The organism is Cellulomonas soli (assembly GCF_052036975.1).
In the GTDB taxonomy this organism is placed as follows: Bacteria; Actinomycetota; Actinomycetes; order Actinomycetales; family Cellulomonadaceae; genus Cellulomonas; species Cellulomonas soli_A.
Genome location: NZ_JBQIAR010000017.1, coordinates 52,409 through 74,544 on the forward strand (window position 1 = coordinate 52,409; position 22,136 = coordinate 74,544).

Genomic DNA, 22,136 nt, shown 5'->3' on the forward strand with positions numbered 1-22,136 from the left:
TGCACGCCGCGGGCTGGACACCGCGGCCTGCCCGGCGCGCGCCCCACCCGGCTCCGCGGCGCCGATCCCCCGAAACACGAGGCTGGCAGCATCGCGTCCGACACGGACGGAGAGCCTCATGAGCGACCACACGACGACCCGCACCCACGACGAGGACGCGACCACCCGCGACACCGCGCACGCCGTGTCCGCCGGTGTCGTCACCGCGCTCGTCGGCTTCACCAGCGCGTTCGCCGTGGTGCTCGCCGGGATGCGGTCCGTGGGCGCCGACCCCCAGCAGGCCGCGTCCGGCCTGCTGGCCGTCACGGTCGCGATGGGGCTCGCCACCGTGCTGCTCGCCTGGCGCACCCGGATGCCGATCACGGTCGCCTGGTCCACGCCGGGTGCGGCGCTGCTCGCCGGCACGGGCGCGGTGACCGGCGGCTGGCCCGCGGCCGTCGGCGGGTTCGTCGTGTGCGGGCTGCTGCTGGCCGCGGTCGGGTTCTCGGCGCGGCTCGAACGCTGGGTGCGGCTCATCCCCGTGCCCCTGGCCAACGCGATGCTCGCCGGGGTGCTGCTGCAGCTGTGCCTGCAACCGGTCACGGCCCTGGTCGACGAGCCGCTGCTGGTCGCCCCGGTGGTCGTCACCTGGCTCGTGCTGCTGCGGGTCGCCCGCCGGTGGGCGGTGCCGGCCGCCATGGGGCTGGCTGTGGCGCTCGCCTGGACGTCGGCGGACGTGCGCGCACTCACCGCGGGCGACCTGGCCCCGCAGCTCGTCTGGACGACCCCGACGCTCACCTGGTCGGCGCTCGTCTCCGTCGCGCTCCCCCTGTTCGTGGTGACCATGGCCTCGCAGAACATCCCCGGCACAGCCGTGCTCGCCGGGTTCGGCTACCAGGTGCCGCTGCGCCGCTCGATGCTCGTCACCGGCGCCGGCACCGTGCTCGCCGCACCGTTCGGCGGGCACGCCATCAACCTCGCTGCGATCTCCGCCGCGCTGGCCGCCGGGCCCGAGGCCGGACACGACCCGCGCGGCCGGTGGCGCGCCGCAGTGACAGCGGGCTCCGGGTACGTGGTGCTCGGCATCGGCTCCGCGGCGGTCGCCGCCGTCGCCCTCGCCGCACCCGAAGGCCTCGTGGCCGCGGGGGCCGGGCTCGCCCTGGTCGGCACCATGGCCGCCGCGCTGGGTGCCGCCTTCCAGGTCGACGCACGCGACGCAGGACGACCCGGCATGCGCGAAGCAGCGGCCGTGACCCTGCTCGTCGCCGTCTCGGGGGTCGCACCGCTGCGGATCTCGGCGGCGTTCTGGGGGCTGCTCGCCGGGATCGCGACGCTGCTGGTGCTGCGGTGGCGCGAGCACCCGACGGCGCCCCGCGCGGACGGCTAGCGCCCGGCCATGTCGCGCGCCGGAGCCGCAACCCGGTCGGTGGGAGCCCACCCGCCGTCGGCTACGGGTGCGCGACGAGCTCGACCTCGAAGCCGTCGGAGCTGGCCAGGTAGGCGGCGTACGTCTGAGGCCCTCCGGCGTACGGGTGCCGGTCGGCGAAGAGCAGCGCCCAGCCGTGGTCGGCCGCGGCGGCGGTGAGGGCGTCGACCCGCGCGCGGTCCCCCGCGTGGAACGCGAGGTGGTTCAGCCCCGGCCGCGTCCTCTCGTGGGCGGCGCCGGTCATGTCGGGCGACTGCTCGACCACGATGTACGTATCGGCCAGCCGCCAGGAGCGGCCGTGGGGCCAGTGCTGGAACGGCCGGTACCCGAGCTCGGTGAGGAGCCACCCCCACTCCGCATCGGCACGTCCGAGGTCGGGCACCCACACCTCGAGGTGGTGGATCGCGCCGGTCGGCCCCGCGCTCGTCACAGCCGACCCTCGTGACCCATGCCGGGGGCGTCGTCGGGGCGCCGGACGAAGCCGTGCCGTTCGTAGAACGGCGCACGGTCGCGTGCCGCGAACAGCTGCACGTCGCGGACCCCGCGACCCTGGGCCTCCAGCACCATCCGGTCCAGCAACCGCGCACCGACCCCGCGCCCACGCAGGTCCTCCCGCACGATCAGCTCCGTGACGAACGCGTGGAGCGCCCCGTCGCCGAGCAACCGACCCATGCCCGCCAGCGCACCGTCCTCGTCACGCGCGGTGCACACGAGCCAGGAGCCGTCGAGAGCCCGGGCGGCGACGGTCTCGTCGAGCGTGCCCCAGCCGGTGCCGGTGTACAGGTCGACGAACTCCGCGGCGGACGGCGGGACGAGCGAGATCTCCACGACGGCCACGGTAACGAACGGGTCCGCAGGTCAGGGCTCCGTGACCTCGTGGCGGTACCGCTCGACCAGCCGTTCCCCCGCCTCGACGGTCGCGGCGATGCGGGGCACGGGCACGTGCACCAGGCGCAGGCACCCGCGCACCACGGCCTCCCCGTAGGCGGCGCGCGTGCCGGTGTCGCCCCACTGACGCTGGGCGATGAGGCTCTCGACGAGGCCGAACACCAGCTCGAGGTCGGCCTCGGTGACGTCGGACGCGTCGACACCGTGGCGTGCCAGCACCTGCGCCGACAGCTCCCGGTAGTGCCCGCGGAGCGCCGCCTGGCTCTCGCGCGTCTCGGCGAACTCCGTCTCGGCGATGTCGAGCAGCCGGTACACGACGTGCAGGTTCCAGCGGTCGCGCAGCAGGCCGTCGAGGTCGTAGCGGGCCAGCGCCGCGAGCACGGCGGCGGGGTCGTCGGGTGCGGCGGCGCGCGCCCACAGCGCGAACTGCACCGACGGCGCGACGGTGCCCTTGAGCAGGGACCGCAGGATCTGGCTCTTGTCGGCGAAGTGGTAGTACAGCGAGGCCTGCTTGATACCGACCGCGTCGGCGATCTGCCGGGTGGTCGTGTCGGTGTACCCCTGGGTGCTGAACAACGACGCGGCGGCCTCGAGGATCTCCTCGCGGGTGCTCAACGAGCTGTCCTTGCGGGGCGCCGAGCGCGGTCGGCCGCGGCGACGCGGGGCCGGCCCTGCGGTGCCTTCGGTGCCCGGGGTGCCCGGGGTGCCCGCAGGGTCGGTCGGGGCAGCGGGAACCTCGACCTGCTCAGCCATGGCGGGCGTCCGTCCTGTCGGGGGCGGTGGTGTCCTTGACGACGCGCCCATCCTGCACCACGAGCCGCACGTGGCGGGGGTCGGCGAGCGCATCGATGCTGGTGAGCGGGTCGACGTCGGTCAGGACGAGGTCGGCGCGCAGCCCGGGAGCGACGGTGCCGAGCTGGTCCTCAAGCCCGAGCAGCCGGGCCGCGCCGGAGGTACCGGCGACGATCGCGGCGGCGGGGCTCAGCCCGTGCTGCACCAGCAGCGCCAGCTCCGTGAGGTTGGTGCCGTGCGGGGCGATGCCGGCGTCGGTGCCGAGCGCGACGGGGACGCCGGCCGTGAGGGCCGTGTGCAGCCGCTCCTGGGCACGGTCCTTCAGCGCGCGGCGCTTGGCGGCGACCCAGGGTGCGAGACCGTCGGCGACCGGACGGGTCAGGGTGGACAGCGTGGGCACCAGGTACGTCCCGTGCTCCCCCATCAGGTCGATCGTCGCGTCGTCGACGAGGTAGCCGTGCTCGATGCTGCGCACCCCGGCGCGGACCGCGGCGGCGATCCCTGCGGCACCTTGCGCGTGCGCCGCGACCCCGACGCCACCGTGGCGGTCGGCCTCCTCGACGACGGCCCGCAGCTCGGGCTCGGACAGGCCGCCGGACTCGGGGTGGCTGCGGGGGCTGCCCATACCGCCTGTCGCGGCGACCTTGACCCAGTCGGCGCCCTGCCGCAGGACCTCGCGGACGGCGCGGACGAACTCGGCGGGCGAGTCGGCGATCGCCCCGGCGCCGGGGCCGGTGTCGAGGGAGGTGCCGTCGACCGTGCGCCAGTCGCCGTGCCCGCCGGTGATGGACAGGATGCGAATCGCGATCTGCAGCCGCGGGCCGCGGACCAGGCCCTGCTCGACGGCGTCGCGGAACCCGGAGTCGGCGCCAGCGAGGTCACGCGCGGTGGTCACGCCTGCGTCGAGCGTGGCCGCCAGGTGCGGCACGGAGCGCAGGGTGAGCAGCGACTCGGGTGCCAGCACGGTGTCGAGCGCGTCGGCGCCGGGCAGCGTGCTGACGTGCACGTGCACGTCGAGGAACCCGGGCAGCAGCGTGCGGCCGGAGCAGTCGAGCACGGTCAGGCGGTCGGGATCGGGCTGGTCTGCGACGAGCGTCCCGGTGGGTCCGACGGCCGCGACGAGGCCGTTCTGCACGAGGACGTCGGTGTGCGGACGGGGGTCGGCGCCCGTGCCGTCGAGCAGGCGCACGTCACGCAGCAGCAGGTCGGTCACGGGGGCTCCTCGTGGGTCGGGAGCAGCCAGGGTAGCGCATTACCTGTCACAGATAGATTTTACGCGACGGCAACATGCGGCAACCCCGGGGCAACACCCCGGAGCTAGTTTTCGGTCATCGACAGGAAATACCTGCCGGCCGCCCCACCCCCGGCGGCGGCACACCTGCCCGCACCGCCCCGCTCCCCGCGCCCTCACCGCTGCCCCGCCCCGCGGCGCCCCCGACCGAGAGGTACCGAGCATGAGCCCGAGCACCACCCGCCGACCCCAGCCGGCCCGCACCCTGCCCACCCGCCGCACCCGCCTGCGGCGCACCGCCGCCGCCTCGGCCGCACTGGCCGGCCTGCTCGCCCTCACCGCGTGCGGCCAGTCCGGCACGGTCGCCGCCGCAGCCGACGGGGACGACACGTTCATCGCCGTCATGCTGACCGGCTACACCACGCCGCCCGACCCGGACGTCAACTACGACGGCCCCGGCCTGAACATCATCGAGAACACGTACGAGGGCCTCGTCGCGTACCAGGACGGCGTCGAGCAGCCGACCATCGTGCCCGAGCTGGCCGAGGCGTGGACCGTCTCCGACGACGGGCTCACCTACACGTTCACGCTGCGCGACGGCGTGACCTTCCACGACGGCACCGCCCTCACCTCCGAGGCCGTGAAGACCTCGTTCGAGCGGCGCACCCAGGTCGACTCCGGTCCTGCCTACATGGTCGGCGACGTCGTGAGCGTCGAGACCCCCGACGAGCTCACGGCCGTCGTCACGCTCAGCGCGCCGAACTCCGCGTTCCTGGACTACCTGGCATCCCCGTTCGGCGTGAAGCTGATCAGCCCGACCGTCCTCACCGACCAGGCCGGCGACGACTTCGCCCAGACGTACCTGACCACGCACGACGCGGGCACCGGGCCCTACGAGCTGACCGGCGTCGAGACGGGCGAGCGGTACGAGCTCACGGCCTACGACGACTACTGGGGCGACGCGCCGCAGATCACCTCCGTCGAGCTGCAGGTCGCCGAGAACGCGTCCTCCGCCCAGCTGCAGCTCGAGCGGGGCGAGATCGACGCGATCCTCGGCAACCTCAACAAGACGTCGTTCGAGTCGTTCGCGAGCAGCGAGGACGTCACCACCAGCACGTTCGCGAACTTCACCACGCAGATGATCTACGTGAACCCCGGTTCGTCGTGGCTGTCCAGCGTCGAGGCCCGCGAGGCGCTGTTCGCCGGGATCGACAAGGAGTCGATCATCGACGAGGCCATGGGCAGCCTCGAGGTGCCCACCGACCAGCTGTTCCCGCAGGGCATGGTCGACGCCGGCATCGACGACCAGGGCATCACCTACGACGCCGACGCGTGGTCCACGCTCGGCACGCCCGCCTCCGGCACCGTGCGCATCGCGTACGCCGGGTCCAGCGCCGACGGCAAGGCCGTCGCCGAGGAGCTCGGGTCGCGGTTGAGCACCGCAGGCATCCCCGCCGAGGCCGTCGCCTACTCCGCCGGCACCATCTACGGCATCGCGGACGAGGGCGCCGACGGTCCCGACCTGGCCGTGTTCTCGGTGTTCCCCGACGCCGGCCACCCCGACGCGTGGGCCGCCATCATCTACACCCCCGCCGGTGGGCTCGACCTGTTCGGCGCCGAGGTGCCGGGCCTGCCGGACCTGCTCGACACCGCCCGCGCCAGCACCGACATCGCCGCCTACGGCGCGGTCGCCGACGCGATCAACGCCACGCGCTACTGGTACTCGATCGGCTCGCTCAACACCACCCTGCTCACCACGCCGGACGTGACCGGCACGCAGGAGGCGCAGAACGTCCTCGAGTACGACGTGCTGCACTTCGCGGCACTCGGCCGGTCCTGACCGGCCACCCCTGACCCCGGGGCGGGGTCACCCCCTGCCCGACCCCGCCCCGGGCCTCACCCGCCGCACCGGCACCGCCGTCCGGCCGCCGTACCCGCCCGCTCGTCCTCGGAGGTCAGCCCATGCCTGGAACCGCCACCCACCCGGTGCTGCGCGTCGACGGCCTCGATGTCCGCCTCACCCGTGACGGCCAGACCGTGCACGCCGTGCGGGGCGTGGACCTGGCCGTCCAGCCCGGCGAGGTGCTGGGCCTCGTCGGCGGCTCCGGCTCGGGCAAGAGCATCCTGGGCCTGTCCGTCATGGGGCTCCTGCCGACCTCCGCGCGGCCCGTCGTCACCGGGTCGGTCGACCTGGCCGGGACCGACATGGTGCACGCGACCGAGGCCGCCCGCCGGGCCGCCCGGCGCCGGCACGTCGGCGCCGTCTTCCAGGACCCGATGACCTCGCTCGACCCGACCATGACCATCGGGAACCAGCTCCGCGAGGTCGCCCGCGACCGCGCCCACGCCCTGTCCCTGCTCGAGGACGTCGGCATCCCGCACGCCGCCGACCGGCTCAAGGCCTACCCGCACCAGCTCTCCGGCGGTCTGCGCCAGCGCGTGATGATCGCCCTCGCGGTGGCCCGCAGGCCCTCGCTGATCCTCGCGGACGAACCCACGACCGCCCTGGACGTGACCGTGCAGGCGCAGATCCTCGACCTGCTGCTCACCCTGCGTGAGGACATCGGCTGCTCGATCGTGTTCGTGACGCACGACCTGGGCGTCGCCGCGCAGGTGTGCGACCGGATCGCCGTCATGCAGCACGGCCGCATCGTCGAGAGCGCCGACGTCGACACCGTGTTCAACTCCCCGACGCACCCCTACACGACGAACCTGCTGCGCTCACGCATCGACCTGACGACGCCGCGCGACCGCCCGCTCGCCGCGATGGCGCTCACCCCCGCACCGCACGCCGCGCGGACGGCGCCCGCCCGGCCGACGACCCCCGACGACGACGTGGCGATCGGCGCCGACGGCGTCCTCGACCTCGCGCCCGGCGCCCCCGCACCCGCGCTGCCCGAGGTGTGGCCGCCCGTCGCCCTGCGGCCCGGCACGGCCGTGACCGTCGAGGACGTGCACCGCGAGTTCCGCAGCGGACCCCCCTGGCGCCGTCGGGTGCTCCCGGCCCTGCAGGGGGTCGACCTGGAGGTCCGCTCCGGTGAGTCCGTGGCCCTGGTCGGCGAGAGCGGCTGCGGCAAGTCGACCCTGCTGCGCGTGGTCGCGGGGCTGGAGACCACGACCTCGGGCCGGGTCACCGTCGCCGAGGGCGCACGCCCGCAGATGGTCTTCCAGGACGCCGGTTCCTCGCTGACACCGTGGCTGCGGGTCGGCACCATGCTCGACGAACGGCTGCGCGCGCACGTCACCGGCATGTCGCACACGCAACGGCAGGCGCGCGTGCTGGACGCCCTGCGCACCGTCGGTCTGCCGCCCGAGACCGCCCGGGCGCGCGGCGACCAGCTCTCGGGTGGCCAGCGGCAGCGCGTCGCGCTGGCTCGTGCGGTCATCGTGCCGCCGACCGTGCTGCTGTGCGACGAGCCGACCAGCGCGCTCGACGTCTCGCTGGCCGCCACCGTGCTCAACCTCATCGGCCGGCTCCGGCGCGAGCTGGGCATGTCGGTCCTGTTCGTCACGCACGACCTGGCCGCCGCCCGGATCGTCGCCGACCGGATCGCCGTGATGCGTGAGGGGCGGATCGTCGAGCTCGGCCCCACCGACGACGTGTGCGGGAACCCGCAGCACGAGTACACGCGCACGCTGCTCGGCGCGATCCCCGGCCCGCAGCACCGCCGCGAGCGCGTGGCCCTCACCGCCGGCGCCGTCGCATGAGCGCGCCCGTGGACCTGGCCCGCAGCACCCACGACCGACGGGACCCCGCGATGACCACCGCCGACCTCGCCGTCACCCTCCCTGCACCGCGCCCCGGGCGGGCGGCACGCCGCTGGGCGCGTGTCACCGCGGTGCGGCAGCGCGCCCTGGGCGTCGACCTGCTCGCGATCGGTCTGCTCGTCGTCATCGTGCTGGTCGCCCTGGCCGCGCCGGTGCTGGCCCCGCACTCGCCGATCCTGCGCAGCGGCGAGGCGTTCCTGCCGCCGTGGAGCCCCGGGCACCTGCTCGGCACCGATGCGCTGGGGTACGACATCCTGTCCCGACTGCTCTACGGCATGCGGTCCAGCCTGGTCGCGGCCGCCGTGGTGATCGCCTCGGGTGTGCTCGTCGGCGGGCTCGTCGGGCTGCTCGCCGGGGCGCTGCCCGGATGGGTCGACTCGCTGCTCATGCGGACCACCGACCTGTTCCTCGCCCTGCCCGGTCTGGTGATCGCGATGGCCGTCGCCGCGGCGCTGGGGGCGAGCTTCACCAGCGCGCTGATCGGCGTGGCCGTGGTCTGGTGGCCGCTGTACGCGCGGCTGGTCCGCGGGGAGGTCCGCGCGTGGGCCGTGCGCCCGCACCTCGAGGCGGCCCGGCTGGCCGGCACGCCGTGGGGGCTGCGTGTGACGCGGCACCTGCTGCCGGGCGTCCGCTCCACGGTCGTCGTCGCGGCCAGCCTCGACGTCGGGGGTCTCGTGGTCGCCCTGTCGGGGTTGTCGTTCATCGGCCTGTCGTCGCCGGCGCCCGCCCCCGAGCTCGGCGCGATGGCCGCCCAGGGCATGGCGTACCTGCTGCAGGCGTGGTGGGTGCCGATCTTCCCCGGCCTGGCGGTGCTCCTCGTGGCGCTCGTGGCCAACCTCGCCGGCGACGGCGTGCGCGACCTGATGCGAGGCCGCTGATGCGCCGGCCCACCATCCACCCGTCCCGTCCCGCCCGTCAGGAGGCCCCGGCATGGTGATGTTCCTGGTCAAGCGTGCCGCCGCGACCCTGGGGGTGCTGGTCGCGCTCACCATGGCGCTGTTCGGCCTGCAGGAGGTCAGCGGCGTCGACCCCGCGAAGGCCTACGTCGGTGCGAACGCGTCCGCCGAGGCGGTCGCCGCGGCCCGCGAGCGCCTCGGCCTCGACGAGCCGCTCGTGCAGCGCTACCTGAGCTACCTGGGCGGTCTGCTGCACGGCGACCTGCAGAACTCCTTGCGCAGCCGCACCCCGGTGGCCGACAGCCTGGCGCAGGTGCTGCCCGCCAGCCTCGAGCTGGCCGCGTGGGTGCTGGCCATCGCGCTGCTGCTCGGTGTCGCGTTCGCCTACCTCACCACGCTCGCGTGGCGTGGTGCGGGGATCGTGCGGGTGGTGCTGCTCAGCGGGGCGGCCGCCCCGACGTTCCTGCTCGGCATGGTCGCGCTGCTGGTGTTCTACGGGAACCTCGGGTGGGCGCCGTCGGGTGGCCGCACCGGGCTGCGCGACGCGCCCGCCGGGCCCACCGGCTTCCTGGTGCTCGACGGGCTCCTGGCCGGGCGGATCGACGTGAGCGGCGACGCGATCGCCCACCTCGCGCTGCCGGCGCTCTGCGCGGCCATCTCCCCCGCGGTGGCGATCGGCCGGGTGCTGGTCGACGGCCTCAAGGCCAACCTGAGCGCCGACCACGCCCGCACGGCCCGCGCGGCCGGCATGAGCGAGCGCCAGGTGCTCGTGCGGCACGCCGTGCGCAACTCCCTCGGCCCGACGCTGTCGATGGTCGGCATCCAGGCGGGGATGCTCCTGGCCGGCCTGGTCGTCGTGGAGAAGATCTTCGACTGGCCCGGCGTCGGCTCGTACCTCGACAAGTCCGTCGCCGCGTCCGACTTCCCCGCCATCGCGGGCGTCGCGCTGGTGCTCGGCATCGTCTACGTCCTGCTCAACACGGTCGTCGACTGCCTGCAGGCCGCCGCCGACCGCCGCATCGCCCTCTCCTGAGCGGCCTCGCTCCACCCCGCACCACCGGAAGGAACACCCCCATGAACGTCACCGGCAACGCCGTGCTCATCGTCGTCGACATCCAGGGCGGCGACGTCGAGCGCGCCGAGTCCCGCACCGAGATCCCGTACATGCCGGGCCGCACCGAGCGTGCCCCGCGCGTGCGCGCGCTCATCGCGAAGTGCCGCGAGCAGGGAGTCCCCGTGGTGTGGATCCAGGAGGTGCACAAGCCCTCGTTGATCGACATCGGCCGCGAGCTGGACGGTGCCGAGGGACCGCACTGCGTCGAGGGCTGGCCCGAGACCGAGCTCGCGCAGGGTCTGGACCCGCAGCCCGAGGAGTTCCTGATCCGCAAGCGCCGCTACTCGGCGTTCTTCGGCACCGAGCTGGAGATCGTGCTCAAGGCGTACAAGGCGGAGACGGTCATCCTGATCGGCGGCCTGACCGACGTGTGCATCCACTACACCGCGGTCGACGCCCACCAGCACGACTACCGGGTGCGCGTGGTCACCGACGCCGTCGGCGGGTCCACGCAGGAGGCGCACGACGCCGCGCTGCGCGCCATCGACTACCTGCAGCGCGACGCCCTGGTCACCGCCGACGAGGTGCAGACGTGGCTGGCGACCGCGACCCCCAACCCCGAGGTGCAGCGCGCGACGCTCGCCACCGCCCAGGCCATCTGAGGAGGACCGATGAGCACCCTGTCCACCGCGTCACCGCTCGGTGCGCGCGACCACGCCCGTGCCCAGGGCGGCACGGTCGTCGCCACGATGCCGACGGTCCCGGCCGCCGGAGCCCCGGGCTGGCCCGACGACGTCACGCCGGCGGACCGGCTGCACGCCGAGACGGTCGCGGGCGGCAACTACACGAGCCTCGCACTCACCCGCGGTGCGGTGCTCGAGCTGACCGACCTCGACGGCGACGCGTGCGCGCACCTGGTCCTCGCGCACGCGGGGCAGCCCGACGAGCGGCTCAACGTCGCCGACACGGTCAAGATCCAGTGGCAGGCCTACCTCGGCGCCGGGTCGATGCTGCTGTCGGACCGGGGCCGTGTGCTGGCCACGGTCGTCGAGGACACCTCGGGGCGGCACGACACGTTCTGCGGCACCTCGTCGAAGGCCGCGAACGAGGCGCGCTACGGCGACGGCTCCCCGCAGGGCGGAACGCCCGCCGGGCGCGAGCTGCTGGTGCTGGCCGCGGCGAAGCACGGCCTCGGCCCCCGCGACGTACCGCCGAGCGTCTCGTTCTTCCAGGGTGTGCGGATCGCCGACGACGGGACGACGACGTTCACCGGGTCGGCCGGCCCCGGTGCCCGGGTGCGGCTGCGGCTGGAGGTGCCCTGCACCGTGCTGCTGGCCAACGTGCCCCACCCGGTCGACCCCCGCGAGGCCTACGTCAGCACGCCCCTGCAGGTCCGTGCCTGGCGCGGGGCTCCCGCCACGCTCGACTCCCCCGAGGCCACCGCCACGCCCGAGGCGGCGCGTGCGTACGCCAACACCATCGACCACGCCCGCGCGAGGGGACTGTGACCATGACCGAGACCATCGCCCCGACCAGCCCGTCACCCTCGACGGACCCGATCCCGGCCCGCCTCGCCGGGGCCACCGTGGTGCTCGACCAGGTGGTGCCCCGTCGCTCGCCGTGGTCGGCGGTCGTCCGCGCCGGCCAGGAGCTGACGATCGTCGACCTCGAGGGCAACCAGGCCGTCGACTGCCTGCTGTACGACGCGCACGACACGTCCGTGCGCTACTCGGCGTCCGACACGATCGCGGCGCAGCGCAACGTCTACCTGGTCACCGGCTCCGTGCTGCGCGCCGGCACCGGCGACGCCCTCATGACCCTGGTGCACGACGAGGTCGGCCGGCACGACACGATCGGCGGCGCGTGCAGCAAGGAGTCGAACTCCCTGCGGTACGGCCACCACACCGTGCACCAGCACGCCTGCGTGGAGAACTTCCTCGCCGAGGGTGCCCGCTGGGGGCTGGGCAAGCGCGACCTGGTCAGCAACATCAACTGGTACATGAACGTGCCCGTCGAGGCCGACGGCGCGCTCGGCATCGTCGACGGCATCTCCTCGCCCGGGCTGTCGCTCACGCTGCGCGCCGAACGCGACGTGCTCGTGCTCGTGTCGAACTGCCCGCAGGTGAACAACCCGTGCAACGGGTTCGACCCGACACCCGTGCGGATGATCGTCACGGAGCGGGGCGCCGCGTGAGCACCGCGGTGGGCTCCGCAGCGGGTTCCGCAGTGGGCTCCGCGACCGCCGCCCGGGACGCCCTGCCGCTCGGTCTGGCCGCCGTCGAGCGGGCGTACGCGCGGATCGTCGAGGTCGACCGGCCCGAGGTGTGGATCCACCTGCGGCCACGCGACGACGTCGAGGCGGACGTGCGTACCCAGGCGGCCCGCGCGCAGGCCGGGGAGGACCTGCCGCTGCTCGGCCGACTGGTCGCCGTGAAGGACAACATCGACGTCGCCGGGCTGCCCACCACCGCCGCCTGCCCGGGCGCCGCGCGCATGGCGTCGGCCGACGCGACGGCGGTCGCCCGCCTGCGGCACGCCGGCGCCGTGGTGCTCGGCAAGACCAACCTCGACCAGTTCGCCACCGGTCTGGTCGGCACCCGCAGCCCGTACGGCGCGGTGCGCTCGGCCGACCACCTCGACCGCATCTCGGGCGGCTCGTCGTCCGGGTCGGCCGTCGCCGTGGCGCTCGGGATCGTCGACCTGGCCCTCGGCACGGACACGGCCGGGTCCGGACGGGTGCCCGCCGCGCTGCAGGGCATCGTCGGGGTCAAGCCCACGCCCGGTCTGGTGCCGACCACCGGGGTGCTGCCCGCCTGCCGCTCGCTGGACTGCGTGAGCGTGCTCGCCCGCGAGCTGCCGCTCGCCGCCCTCGCCGTCGCCCTGATGTCCGGGCCGGACGGCACCGACGCGCTCGCACGGGCCGTGCCCGACTCGGCACCCCTGGCGGGCCCGGAGCACCCGGTGCTGGCGGTGCCGCGGCCCGCCGACCTCGACGCGCTCGACCCCGCCTGGCGCGCCGCGTTCGACCGGCACGTGGGCCTGCTGCTGACCGCAGGCTGGAGCGTGCGCGAGATCGACCTGACACCGTTCCTCGCCGCCGCGCGCCTGCTGTACGACGGGGCGTTCGTCGCCGAGCGGTACGCCGCGGTCGGCCCGCTCGTAGAGGCAGCCCCCGAGGGCCTCGACCCGGTCGTGGGCGCCATCATCGGCGCCGCGCGCGACCTGCCCGCCCACCGCTACGCCGCTGACCTCGTCACCCTGGCCGGCCTGCGCGCGGCCGCCGAGGCGGCCCTGGGTGACGCCGACGCGCTGCTGCTGCCGACCACCACGCACCACCCGACGTTCGCCGAGGTCGCAGCCGACCCCGTCGGGGTGAACTCACGGCTGGGCACGTTCACCAACTTCTGCAACCTGTTCGGGTACGCGGCGGTCGCCGTGCCGATCGAGCCGACCCGCCCGACGGCACCCGGGGTCCCCGCCGAACGGGTCGGCGTGACCGTGCTGACGCCCGCCTTCGCCGACGCGGCGGCTCTGGACCTCGCCGCGCGGGTCCTGGCGCTCGCCGACCCGGGAGCCTGGACCGCCCTGGACGGCGACCCCGCCGACGGCGCCACCGCCGGGGCGTCCGCTGCCGGCGCCCTGACCGCCGACGCGGAGCGGGCCGTCGACCTGCTGGTCGTCGGTGCCCACCTGTCCGGACTCCCGCTGCACCCCCGGCTGCGCCGGCACGGCGCGCTGCCGCTCGGCGAGGTGCGCACCACCCCCGGGTACCGGCTCGTCGCGCTCGGCGACGTGCTCGACCGGCCAGGGATGGTCCGCGACCCCGAGGCCGCCGGGCAGGTCACCGGCGAGCTGTGGCGGCTGCCGCGGACGGCGCTGGCCGACCTGCTCGTCGAGAGCCGCCCGCCCCTGGGGCTCGGGTGGGTCGACCTCGCCGACGGCCGCAGCGTGCTCGGCTACCTGGCGGAGCACGCCGCGCTGCGCGCGCTGCCGTCGCTCCCGGGCGGGTCGTGGCGCAGCCGCCCGGTGACCGTGTGAGCGCGGCGCCCGGACCGCTCGTCCGCCCGCCCACCGGCCCCGGTGCGCCGGCGGCGCCGGTCACCCCCGCCCGACGGGTACGGCTCTGGCCGCTCGCCACGGGGACGTTCGCGATCGGCTTCGGCTCGTACGTGATGGCAGGTCTCGTGCCGAGCGTGTCGGCCGACCTCGACATCCCCGTCGCGCAGGTCGGCACCCTGGTCAGCGTCTACGGCTTCACGTACGCCGTGACCACCCCGCTGCTCGCCCTCGTGGTGCGCCGGGCACCCCGGCGCCTGCTCATGTGCGTCGCGCTCGGCCTGTTCGCACTCGCCGCCGCCGGCACCGCGCTGGCCACCACGTACACGTCCGTCGCGGTGCTGCGCGGGCTGTCGGCCGTCGCCGCGGGCGGCTTCACACCCACGGCGACCGTGCTCGCCGCCCGACTGGCACCCCCCGGCGGTCGAGGCCGCGCCGTGGCGACGGTGTTCGGCGGTCTCACGACCGCGACCGTCCTGGGTGCGCCGCTGGGCAACCTGCTGGGCCCCACGCTCGGCTACCGCGGGGTGTACGCCCTGGTCGCACTGCTCGCCCTGGTGGCGCTGGTCAGCGTGCTGCTGCTGGTCCGTGCACCCGAGGCACCCGGCGGCCCGGCGCCTGCCGGGGCCGTCGACGACGAGCCCGCCCGTGCGGGCGTGGGGCGCGCGCTGCCCGTGCTGGTCGCAGTCACGTTGCTGGTGTCGATGCTGGAGACCACGGCCGCACTCATGGTGCAGACGTACGCCTCGCCGTTGCTCACCTCGCTGGCGGGGCTGACGGGCACCGTGCTGAGCGTCGTCCTGCTCGCCTACGGTGTGGCGGGGGTCGCGGGCAACGTGGTCGGCGGCAGGCTGGCCGACCGGTTCGGCGCGGCGCGCAGCATCGTGCTGGCGCTCACCGTGTCGGTCACGGCCCTGCTGCTGCTCACCCCGGCCACCGGTTCCGTGGGCACGACCCTCGCGGTGTTCGCCGTGTGGGGGTTCGCCGCGTGGGCGATGAACTCGCCGCTGCAGAACCTGCTGCTGAGCCTCGCCGGCACGCACGGTCAGCTCGTCGTCGCCCTGAACTCCTCGATCATCGCCCTGGGAACGGGTCTGGGGGCATTGGCCGGCGGCTGGGTGCTGGCGGGACGGGGCTACGGCGCCCTGGGTGCGGCCGCCGCGTCGGTCATGGTCGTCGGCGTGGTCCTCGTGGCGCTCGCGTCACGCCGACCCGAGGTCGCCGCGGTCTGATCAGCGCCGCGGCGCCACCGGGCAGCCTGCGCACGCCGGGGTCGCGACCGCGCAGGCCGCCCCGGGCGCCCGCGGTCCGGCGCACACGCTGGTCACGACCCCGAGCCGCACCCAGTGGTCGATCGCGGCGTCGACCAGCCCCTGGTCGATGCCCAGCTGCCGGGCGACCCGGTCGGGCGTCGCACCGGCGCGGGTGTGGGCGAGGACGTCGGTGAGCACGCTCATGACGCACCGCCGAGGCGGGAGGCGACCTGGAACACCAGCACCGCGGCGAGCCACGCCACACCGAGGGACACCCCCACGGCGCGCAGCGTCCAGCGCACCCCGAACAGTCGACGCTGCTCTGCGATGGTCGCCAGGCACGGGCTGTAGGCGAGCACGAAGACCATGAACGCCGCGGCGGCGGCTGCGGGGTGCCCACCCGACGTGCGCTCGAACGTGGCGCGCATCTGCGTGCCGAGGTCACCCGGCTGGGACGGGTCCTCGGGTTCGGCGACGGCGAACGACTGCGCGAACGAGCCGACGACGACCTCCTTGGCGACGAACCCGGTGGCCAGCGCGGCCGATGCCTGCCAGCTGCCGAAGCCCGCCGGGGTGAACACCGGGGCGATGGCCTGCGCGGCGCTGCCGTACAGGCTGTCCTCGACCGGCACGTCGCCGACCGGGTGGCTGCCGGTGACCGGCACGGCCATGAGCACCCACACGGCGGTCAGCGTCACGACGATGATCCGACCGGCCTTGAGCACGAACGCGCGCACCCGGACCCACGCGGACAGCAGCAGCGCGCGCACCCGCGGGCGCTGGTAGGCGGGCAGGGCCAGCACGAACGGCTCGGTGCGCACGTCACGGAACGCGGTGCGCCGCAGCAGCAGCCCGCCGACGACGACGAGCACCACGCTGGCCACGTACATGAGGAAGATGGCCGTGCCGGGGTTCGCCGGGAAGAACACGGTGGCCAGCAGGATGTACACGGTCAGCCGTGCGGCGCACGAGGTGTACGGCACGATCAGCCCGGTCAGCAGCCGCTGACGGGCGTGCGGCAGGGTGCGGGTGGCGGCCAGCGCGGGCAGGTTGCAGCCGAACCCGACGACGAGCGGCAGCACGGCGCGCCCGTCGAGCCCGAGCAGCCGCATGGCCCGGTCGGCGACGAACGCGGCGCGTGCCAGGTACCCGGAGTCCTCGAGCACGGCGATGGCCACGAACATCAGACCCATCAGCGGCGCGAACGACAGCACGGTGCCGACACCGGCGAGCACGCCGTCGACGAGCAGCCCCTCGACCCACGCGAACCCGCCGGACGAGGGCAGCACGGCGCGCAGCCCGTCACCGATCCAGCCGTTGACGAGGGTGTCGACGGCGTCCATGAGCGGTGCGGCGACGGCGGTGGCCAGCTGGAACAGGCCCCACATGACCGCGGCGAAGACCGGGACGCCGACCCACGGGTGCAGCAGGACGCTGTCGACGCGGTCGGACCAGGTCCGCACGGGGGTGGCGACGGCGGGCCGGTCCAGCGAGGCCTGGACCTGGGCGACCCAGCCGAAGACCTGGTCGGCGTCGGCGAGGTCCTCGGCACCGTCGGGGCGCCGGCCGTCGGGCTCGGTGACCGTGAGGCCCTGCACGTGGGTCGGGTGGTCGAGCGCGTCGGCGACCGCTGCCGCCAGGGCGGCGCGCCCCGCACCCGTGCGGGGGTCGACCGTCACGACGGGGACACCGAGCACCACGGCGAGCCGCTCGGGGTCGACGGGCACGCCACGGCTGGCCGCGACGTCGGACATGGTCAGGGCGACCACGACGGACCTGCCGGTCAGGGCCACCTGCCCGAGCAGGTACAGCGAGCGGGCCAGCCCGGCCGCCTCCACGACGGCCAGCACCAGGTCGGGCGCCCCGCCGGCGGCCCGGCCGGCCACGGCGTCGGCGGTGACCTGCTCGTCGGGGGTGCGCGCCAGCAGCGAGTACGTGCCGGGCAGGTCGACGAGCTGCGCCCGCGCGCCGCCGACGTCCCGCCAGGTGCCGGTCTGCATCTCGACGGTGGTGCCGGGGGCGTTGACGACCTGCTGGTGCGCGCCGGTGAGCGCGTTGAACAGCGTCGACTTGCCGACGTTCGGGTTGCCGACGAGCGCGACCGTCGGCTCCCCCACCCGGGGTGCGAGGGCGAGCGGCCCGGCGCCCGGGCCGGCGTCGTGGCAGGACATCAGCGCGTCCCGGCGTCGACGGGCGAGCCGATCGCCTCGACCGTCACCTGGGCGCATGTGCGGCCGTCGAGCGCGAACCGGTCGGCGCCGACCGCCACGACGCGACCGCCGAACGCGGCACGGTGGGTGACGTGCACGACGACGCCCGGGTGGAGGCCCAGCTCACGGCACCGGCGGCGCATCCCCTCGTCGAGCCCGATGCCGACGACCCGCACCGCCTCGCCCGGCCCGCAGGCGCTCAGATCCATGCTCCGACGGTAGAACCAAGGTGAGGCTCACCTACTGGGCCGGAGGTCCCAGGGTCGGCTCAGACGAGCATCGCGTCGAGCGTCACCTGCGTGCCGGTGAGCGCCTTGCTCACCGGGCAGGTCGCCTTCGCCTGCTCGGCCACGGCCATGAACCCGTCGGCGTCGAGGCCGTCGACCCGCCCGCGCACGGTGAGCAGGATCCCGCTGATCCGCAGACCGCCCGCCGGGTCGGGCCGCAACGTCACGTCGGCCTGGACGTCGAGCGAGACCGGGGTGCCGCCCGCCTCGGCCACCAGGGCCGAGAGCTGCATGGCGAAGCACGAGGAGTGCGCCGCGGCGATGAGCTCCTCCGGGCTGGTGACCCCGGCGGCCTCGTCCGCGGTGCGGCGCGGGAACGTGACGTCGAAGGTGGCCGCACCGGAGCTGACCAGGGCGACCTGGCCGCCACCCTCCATCAGCGTGCCGGTCCAGGCGGTTCGTGCGGTGCGCGTGGGCATGTGGTCTCCTCGGCTCGGACGAACGGCGCGGTCTGCGCCCCCGCCACAGTAAGAACTCGGCGGCCTCAGCGCGCGCGGTCCCGGTGAACGTTCACCACGTGAGAAGGTGCGCCGGCCTCGTGCAGCACCCGGGCGGCGCGTGCGTGCAGGTCACGGCGCCGCGCCGGGTCGAGCCCGTCGTAGAGCGCCCCGCGCACCAGCTCGTGCCGGAACACGAGCCGGTCACCGCGGGCACCGACGAGCCCGGCGGCCATGGCGTGCCGCAGCGTGCGCCAGCAGTCCGCGACCGCGTCACCGGCAAGTGCGGCGACGTCGGCGATGACGAACGACGTGCCGAGCACGGACGCCTCGGCGAGCAGGTCGCCGACCCCGGCGGGCAGGTAGTCGAGCCGGGCGCGGACCACCTGGTCCAGGTCACGCAGCCATCCGGGGTCGGGGGTGTCGTGCACCCCGTCGACGTGGACGAGCGCACCGGTGCGCCGGGCAGTCTGCACGACGTCGGTGACCAGCCCGGGGTTGCCGCCCGTGGTGGCCACGGTGCCGCGCAGAGCGGGTCCGACGGCCCCGCCGACCAGCTGCTCGGCCAGGACCAGCGCGGCGCGCGCCGCCAGCGGGCGCAGCTCGAGGTACCGCGCGCCGGCCCGGGTCCACGCCGTGACGACCTCGGCGAGCGGGGCCCGGTACGGCACGGGCCGCATGGTGGCCACGACGAGGGTGCGCGGGATCGTCCCTTCGTGCGCGAGCCGGAGCAGCACCTGCAGCGACGCGTCGTCGGCCTCGTGCACGTCCTCGAGCACCATGACCCACGGGTGCCGCTCGCCGCGGTGCCGGACCAGTGCCGTGACCAGCTCGGACGCACGGTCGACGATCCGGGGCGCGGCGCCGGTGGGGCCGGCGTCCCCCAGCGTGCCGAGCAACCCCGCCAGCTCCTGGCCGAGCGGACCGGGTTCGGGTGCGTGCCCGACCATGTCGAGCACGGCGCGCGCGAGCAGGCCGAGCGGACGCTGGTCGCCCGGCGCGGCGCGGGTGATGCACAGGTCGAGGTCGAGCAGGTGGGTACCGCCGCGGAGCGCACCGACCAGGGCCGTCTTGCCGACCCCCTGCTCACCCTCGAGCAGCACGGTCGAGCCTGCGCCCCCGGCCACGGCGGACAGCAGGTCGTCGAGGTCGTCGAGCTCGGCGGCACGGCCCACGAGCACCCGCTCGGGCCCGACCGAGGTGCTCATGCCCGGGACAGTACCGTGCACGGCCGGCGCTCAGCCGGTGTACTCCCAGTGCCAGGCCTCGGGCTTGCTGCCGCCGGCCTCGGCCCACGCGGGGTGCACCCAGCCGTAGGCGGCGGCGTTGCGCGACATCCAGACGAACTGCGCGGTGCCGAAGCCCTCGATTCCGCCGCCGAGGTCGACCGCCACACCTGTGCCGTGGTTGGAGGTGCCGGGTGCCGCGCACAACGAGCCCTTGGTGCGCTTGCACAGCACCTGCCCGGCGTAGGAGCGGTAGGAGTCGGAGACCGTCAGGTGCGTGCCGAACTCGGCGAGGTAGGCCGCGTCGAGCCGGTCGAGCGCTTCGGCGGCGTCGCAGCGGAACAGCGCCTGCGCGTCGAAGGACGGCGCGCAGAGGGCCGAGCTGGGGATGCGACCGTTGGCATAGCCGAGCAGCGAGGCCTTCCACGCGGCACGCTGGGCCGCTTCGGCGGCGGCTGCTGCGGCCGCGGCCTCCTGGGCGGCGACGGCTTCCTGGGTGGTGCGCTCGACCTGGTCGGTGAGGGCGGCCACGGCGGCGACCGCGGCGCGCAGCTGGTCGACCCCGGTGGACAGGGGCGCGGCGCCCGGCAGGAGGGTGCCGGGCGCCGCGGTCAGCGGGGACGCGTCGGTCGCGTCGACCGCGGCGCCCGGGGTCGACGACGCCGCCTCGTCCGGCGTGGTCGACGGCGCTGCCGCGCCCGTGGCGTCGGGCGTCGTCGCGGTCGCGGTCTGGTCGGTGGCGAGGGGCGTGCGCTCGGTGCTGCGCGACGACGTGGCGGCTGTCCGCTCCGCCAGCGTGTCCGCGGGTTCGCCGTTCACGGCCACGGCGGCCAGGAGTGCGTCGAGCTCTGCCGTCGCGGACTGCAGCGCGCCGACCTTCGCAGGGTCGGCCGCGACGGCGACGGCGGCCGCCTGCGCCTGCTGCGCGGCCTCGACCGCGGCAGCGGCGGCATGGGCGGTGGCCACCTGCTGCTGGGCGGCGAGCTCGGCCGGGGACACGACGGCGGTGGCGCCCGGCACGACGGGCTCCGCAGCGAGCTGTTCGACGGACACGGCGGAGCCGGCGTCGGCGGTGCTGGTGCTGCCGGACTGGCCCCACACGGGTGCGACCACGACGACGCCGAGGGCGAGGGCGAGCGCGGAGACGAGCCCTCCCTGCGCGAGGCGTGTGCCGAGCCGGCCGGCGCCGTGCGGCGTGCGGCGGGCGGGGTGCGCGGGGGTCAGCGGTGCGGCCTGGGGGCTGCCCGGAGCGGGGCGGTGGGCCGCCGGTGCGACATGCTTGCCGCCTGCGGTGCGACGCCGCGAGATCGGCAATCTGTCACTCATGCGCTACACGTTAGGTGGCGACTTCCGCGATCCCGTCGACGTCCGGCGGGCCCCTCGCGAAGATCGTGTGGAGATTCCCGTGACGCACTCGTCACAGATATGCCTGATGGCGGCTAAGATTCGCCCGTGGCCGCCGGTACCCGTACAAACCCCCCCGACGCACCGTCGTCGGCCCGGGACGCCGCCCCGCGGGGCCTCGACGACCTCTACGACATCGGCCGGCTGGCCGACCGGCTCGGCGTCGAGCACGCCACGATCCGCGTCTGGCTGTCCCGCAAGGTGCCGTGGCTGCCCGCCCCCGACGGCCGGCTCAACGGTGGCGCGGTCTGGCGCGCGAGCACGCTCGAGGGCATCGAGGAACGCCGGTGCAAGGGCCGTCCCGGACGCAAGCCCCGCATCGTCCCACCGGCCGCCGCGTCCGAGGTGCCGCGCACCGGTGCGATCCCCGTGGTCCGCCCCACCCTGCCGCAGCCGTCCGGCGAGCCGAGGCTGCCCGCACTGCCGACCGACTGACGCGCTCCTACGCTCGTGAGATGACCGACGACGACGCGGTCACCGCCGCGATGCGCACGTGGGACCGGGCCGGGTTCCTGCCGACCGCCCAGAGGCGGCACGCCCACGAGGACCGACCGCTGCCGTTGTGGCACGGCCAGACGAGCTCGCAGCCGAGCACGGTCGCCGCCATGCTGCACCTGCTCCAGGTCCCCGTCGGCGCGCACGTGCTCGACGTCGGTGCCGGGTCCGGCTGGACGACCGCGCTGCTCGCCCGGCTCGTCGGCCCCACCGGCACGGTCCTCGGCCTCGAGCTGGAGCCCGACCTGGCCGCCTGGGGTGCCGGGAACCTCGCCGCCACCGGGCAGACCTGGGCGCGGCTCGAGGCGGCCGACCCGGACACACTGGGCCGACCGCGCAGCGGCGGATGGGACCGCATCCTGGTCTCCGCGGCGGCACGCGAGCTGCCCGAGCCCCTCGTGGACCAGCTCGCCCCCGGCGGACGGCTCGTGGTGCCCGTGCGCTCCACGATGCACCTGGTGGTCCGCGGACCCGACGGCGAGCTGCACGACAGCACGCACGGCTCGTACTCGTTCGTGCCCCTGCGCTGAGCCCCGCACGGCCGGCGACGGACATCCCGGTCCCGTGTGACAGGCCCTGTGGCAGACCGGCGACCACGTGTCCACCATACGGACCTTTCGCCAACACGTGACGAAACGGGTGACTGGTCAGTAACGTGCAGGCAGCGCACGTCAGCTGTGACCCAGGACATGGCTGCCGTGACGCCGTCAGCGACTGTCCGCCCCATCTGCCAG

22 protein-coding genes are annotated in these 22,136 nt (G+C 75.1%); 12 read left to right on the forward strand and 10 right to left on the reverse strand.

The window, feature by feature from the left end:
* The first annotated feature begins 118 nt into the window (after positions 1–118).
* Complete coding sequence (locus tag ACTHAM_RS15740; protein ID WP_440689152.1) at positions 119–1,366, forward strand: benzoate/H(+) symporter BenE family transporter; 1,248 nt, start codon at positions 119–121, stop codon at positions 1,364–1,366.
* Positions 1,367–1,427: 61 nt separating this feature from the next.
* On the opposite strand, the gene ACTHAM_RS15745 is transcribed toward ACTHAM_RS15740, so the two are convergent.
* The 4 genes from ACTHAM_RS15745 to ACTHAM_RS15760 are packed head-to-tail and all read right to left on the reverse strand — an operon-like array spanning position 1,428 to position 4,298.
* The gene (locus ACTHAM_RS15745) at positions 1,428–1,835 is read right to left on the reverse strand and encodes a VOC family protein (RefSeq protein WP_440689154.1); all 408 of its coding nucleotides are present in this window, start codon (positions 1,833–1,835) and stop codon (positions 1,428–1,430) included.
* Positions 1,832–2,233, reverse strand: coding sequence for a GNAT family N-acetyltransferase (locus ACTHAM_RS15750; RefSeq protein ID WP_440689156.1), 402 nt, complete (start codon positions 2,231–2,233; stop codon positions 1,832–1,834). The genes ACTHAM_RS15745 and ACTHAM_RS15750 overlap by 4 nt, the downstream gene beginning before the upstream one ends.
* Before the next feature lie 30 nt (positions 2,234–2,263).
* A complete protein-coding gene (locus ACTHAM_RS15755) occupies positions 2,264–3,046 on the reverse strand; it encodes a TetR/AcrR family transcriptional regulator (RefSeq protein ID WP_440689158.1) in 783 nt (260 codons plus the stop codon).
* Entirely contained in the window at positions 3,039–4,298 is a 1,260-nt protein-coding gene (locus ACTHAM_RS15760) for an amidohydrolase family protein (RefSeq protein ID WP_440689160.1), read from the reverse strand. The genes ACTHAM_RS15755 and ACTHAM_RS15760 overlap by 8 nt, the downstream gene beginning before the upstream one ends.
* A gap of 241 nt (positions 4,299–4,539) precedes the next feature.
* Between ACTHAM_RS15760 and ACTHAM_RS15765 the strand changes: the two genes are divergently transcribed.
* The 9 genes from ACTHAM_RS15765 (at position 4,540) to ACTHAM_RS15805 (ending at position 15,322) form a co-directional block, all read left to right on the forward strand.
* Positions 4,540–6,156: an ABC transporter substrate-binding protein gene (locus tag ACTHAM_RS15765; protein ID WP_440689162.1), complete on the forward strand. Its 1,617-nt coding sequence runs from the start codon at positions 4,540–4,542 to the stop codon at positions 6,154–6,156.
* A gap of 122 nt (positions 6,157–6,278) precedes the next feature.
* A complete protein-coding gene (locus tag ACTHAM_RS15770) occupies positions 6,279–8,024 on the forward strand; it encodes an ATP-binding cassette domain-containing protein (RefSeq protein ID WP_440689164.1) in 1,746 nt (581 codons plus the stop codon).
* Positions 8,025–8,074: 50 nt separating this feature from the next.
* On the forward strand, positions 8,075–8,962 hold the full coding sequence (locus ACTHAM_RS15775) for an ABC transporter permease (protein ID WP_440689166.1): 888 nt from the start codon (positions 8,075–8,077) through the stop codon (positions 8,960–8,962).
* A gap of 52 nt (positions 8,963–9,014) precedes the next feature.
* Positions 9,015–10,013 (forward strand): ABC transporter permease, encoded by a 999-nt coding sequence (locus ACTHAM_RS15780; RefSeq protein WP_440689168.1) that lies wholly within the window; start codon positions 9,015–9,017, stop codon positions 10,011–10,013.
* Positions 10,014–10,054: 41 nt separating this feature from the next.
* The gene (locus tag ACTHAM_RS15785) at positions 10,055–10,696 is read left to right on the forward strand and encodes a cysteine hydrolase family protein (protein ID WP_440689170.1); all 642 of its coding nucleotides are present in this window, start codon (positions 10,055–10,057) and stop codon (positions 10,694–10,696) included.
* A gap of 9 nt (positions 10,697–10,705) precedes the next feature.
* Positions 10,706–11,542, forward strand: coding sequence for an urea amidolyase associated protein UAAP1 (locus ACTHAM_RS15790; RefSeq protein ID WP_440689172.1), 837 nt, complete (start codon positions 10,706–10,708; stop codon positions 11,540–11,542).
* A gap of 2 nt (positions 11,543–11,544) precedes the next feature.
* Positions 11,545–12,228 (forward strand): urea amidolyase associated protein UAAP2, encoded by a 684-nt coding sequence (locus tag ACTHAM_RS15795; RefSeq protein ID WP_440689173.1) that lies wholly within the window; start codon positions 11,545–11,547, stop codon positions 12,226–12,228.
* A complete protein-coding gene (gene atzF / locus ACTHAM_RS15800; RefSeq protein WP_440689175.1) occupies positions 12,225–14,072 on the forward strand; it encodes an allophanate hydrolase in 1,848 nt (615 codons plus the stop codon). Before ACTHAM_RS15795 ends, atzF begins: the two co-directional genes overlap by 4 nt.
* Entirely contained in the window at positions 14,069–15,322 is a 1,254-nt protein-coding gene (locus tag ACTHAM_RS15805; RefSeq protein ID WP_440689177.1) for an MFS transporter, read from the forward strand. The genes atzF and ACTHAM_RS15805 overlap by 4 nt, the downstream gene beginning before the upstream one ends.
* On the opposite strand, the gene ACTHAM_RS15810 is transcribed toward ACTHAM_RS15805, so the two are convergent.
* From ACTHAM_RS15810 to ACTHAM_RS15835, 6 genes are all read right to left on the reverse strand, one after another.
* Positions 15,323–15,547, reverse strand: a complete 225-nt coding sequence (locus ACTHAM_RS15810) for a hypothetical protein (RefSeq protein ID WP_440689179.1) — start codon at positions 15,545–15,547, stop codon at positions 15,323–15,325. It abuts the gene before it with no gap.
* The gene (feoB, locus tag ACTHAM_RS15815; protein WP_440689181.1) at positions 15,544–17,514 is read right to left on the reverse strand and encodes a ferrous iron transport protein B; all 1,971 of its coding nucleotides are present in this window, start codon (positions 17,512–17,514) and stop codon (positions 15,544–15,546) included. Before feoB ends, ACTHAM_RS15810 begins: the two co-directional genes overlap by 4 nt.
* The gene (locus ACTHAM_RS15820) at positions 17,514–17,762 is read right to left on the reverse strand and encodes a FeoA family protein (RefSeq protein WP_440689183.1); all 249 of its coding nucleotides are present in this window, start codon (positions 17,760–17,762) and stop codon (positions 17,514–17,516) included. Before ACTHAM_RS15820 ends, feoB begins: the two co-directional genes overlap by 1 nt.
* 59 nt (positions 17,763–17,821) lie before the next feature.
* Positions 17,822–18,259, reverse strand: a complete 438-nt coding sequence (locus ACTHAM_RS15825; protein ID WP_440689185.1) for an OsmC family peroxiredoxin — start codon at positions 18,257–18,259, stop codon at positions 17,822–17,824.
* A 65-nt stretch (positions 18,260–18,324) separates the two neighbouring features.
* Positions 18,325–19,485 (reverse strand): AAA family ATPase, encoded by a 1,161-nt coding sequence (locus tag ACTHAM_RS15830; protein WP_440689187.1) that lies wholly within the window; start codon positions 19,483–19,485, stop codon positions 18,325–18,327.
* A 30-nt stretch (positions 19,486–19,515) separates the two neighbouring features.
* Positions 19,516–20,829, reverse strand: coding sequence for a M15 family metallopeptidase (locus tag ACTHAM_RS15835; RefSeq protein WP_440689189.1), 1,314 nt, complete (start codon positions 20,827–20,829; stop codon positions 19,516–19,518).
* Positions 20,830–20,955: 126 nt separating this feature from the next.
* Between ACTHAM_RS15835 and ACTHAM_RS15840 the strand changes: the two genes are divergently transcribed.
* On the forward strand, positions 20,956–21,342 hold the full coding sequence (locus ACTHAM_RS15840) for a hypothetical protein (RefSeq protein WP_440689191.1): 387 nt from the start codon (positions 20,956–20,958) through the stop codon (positions 21,340–21,342).
* Positions 21,343–21,362: 20 nt separating this feature from the next.
* Entirely contained in the window at positions 21,363–21,932 is a 570-nt protein-coding gene (locus ACTHAM_RS15845; protein WP_440689193.1) for a protein-L-isoaspartate O-methyltransferase family protein, read from the forward strand.
* Positions 21,933–22,136 lie beyond the last annotated feature (204 nt).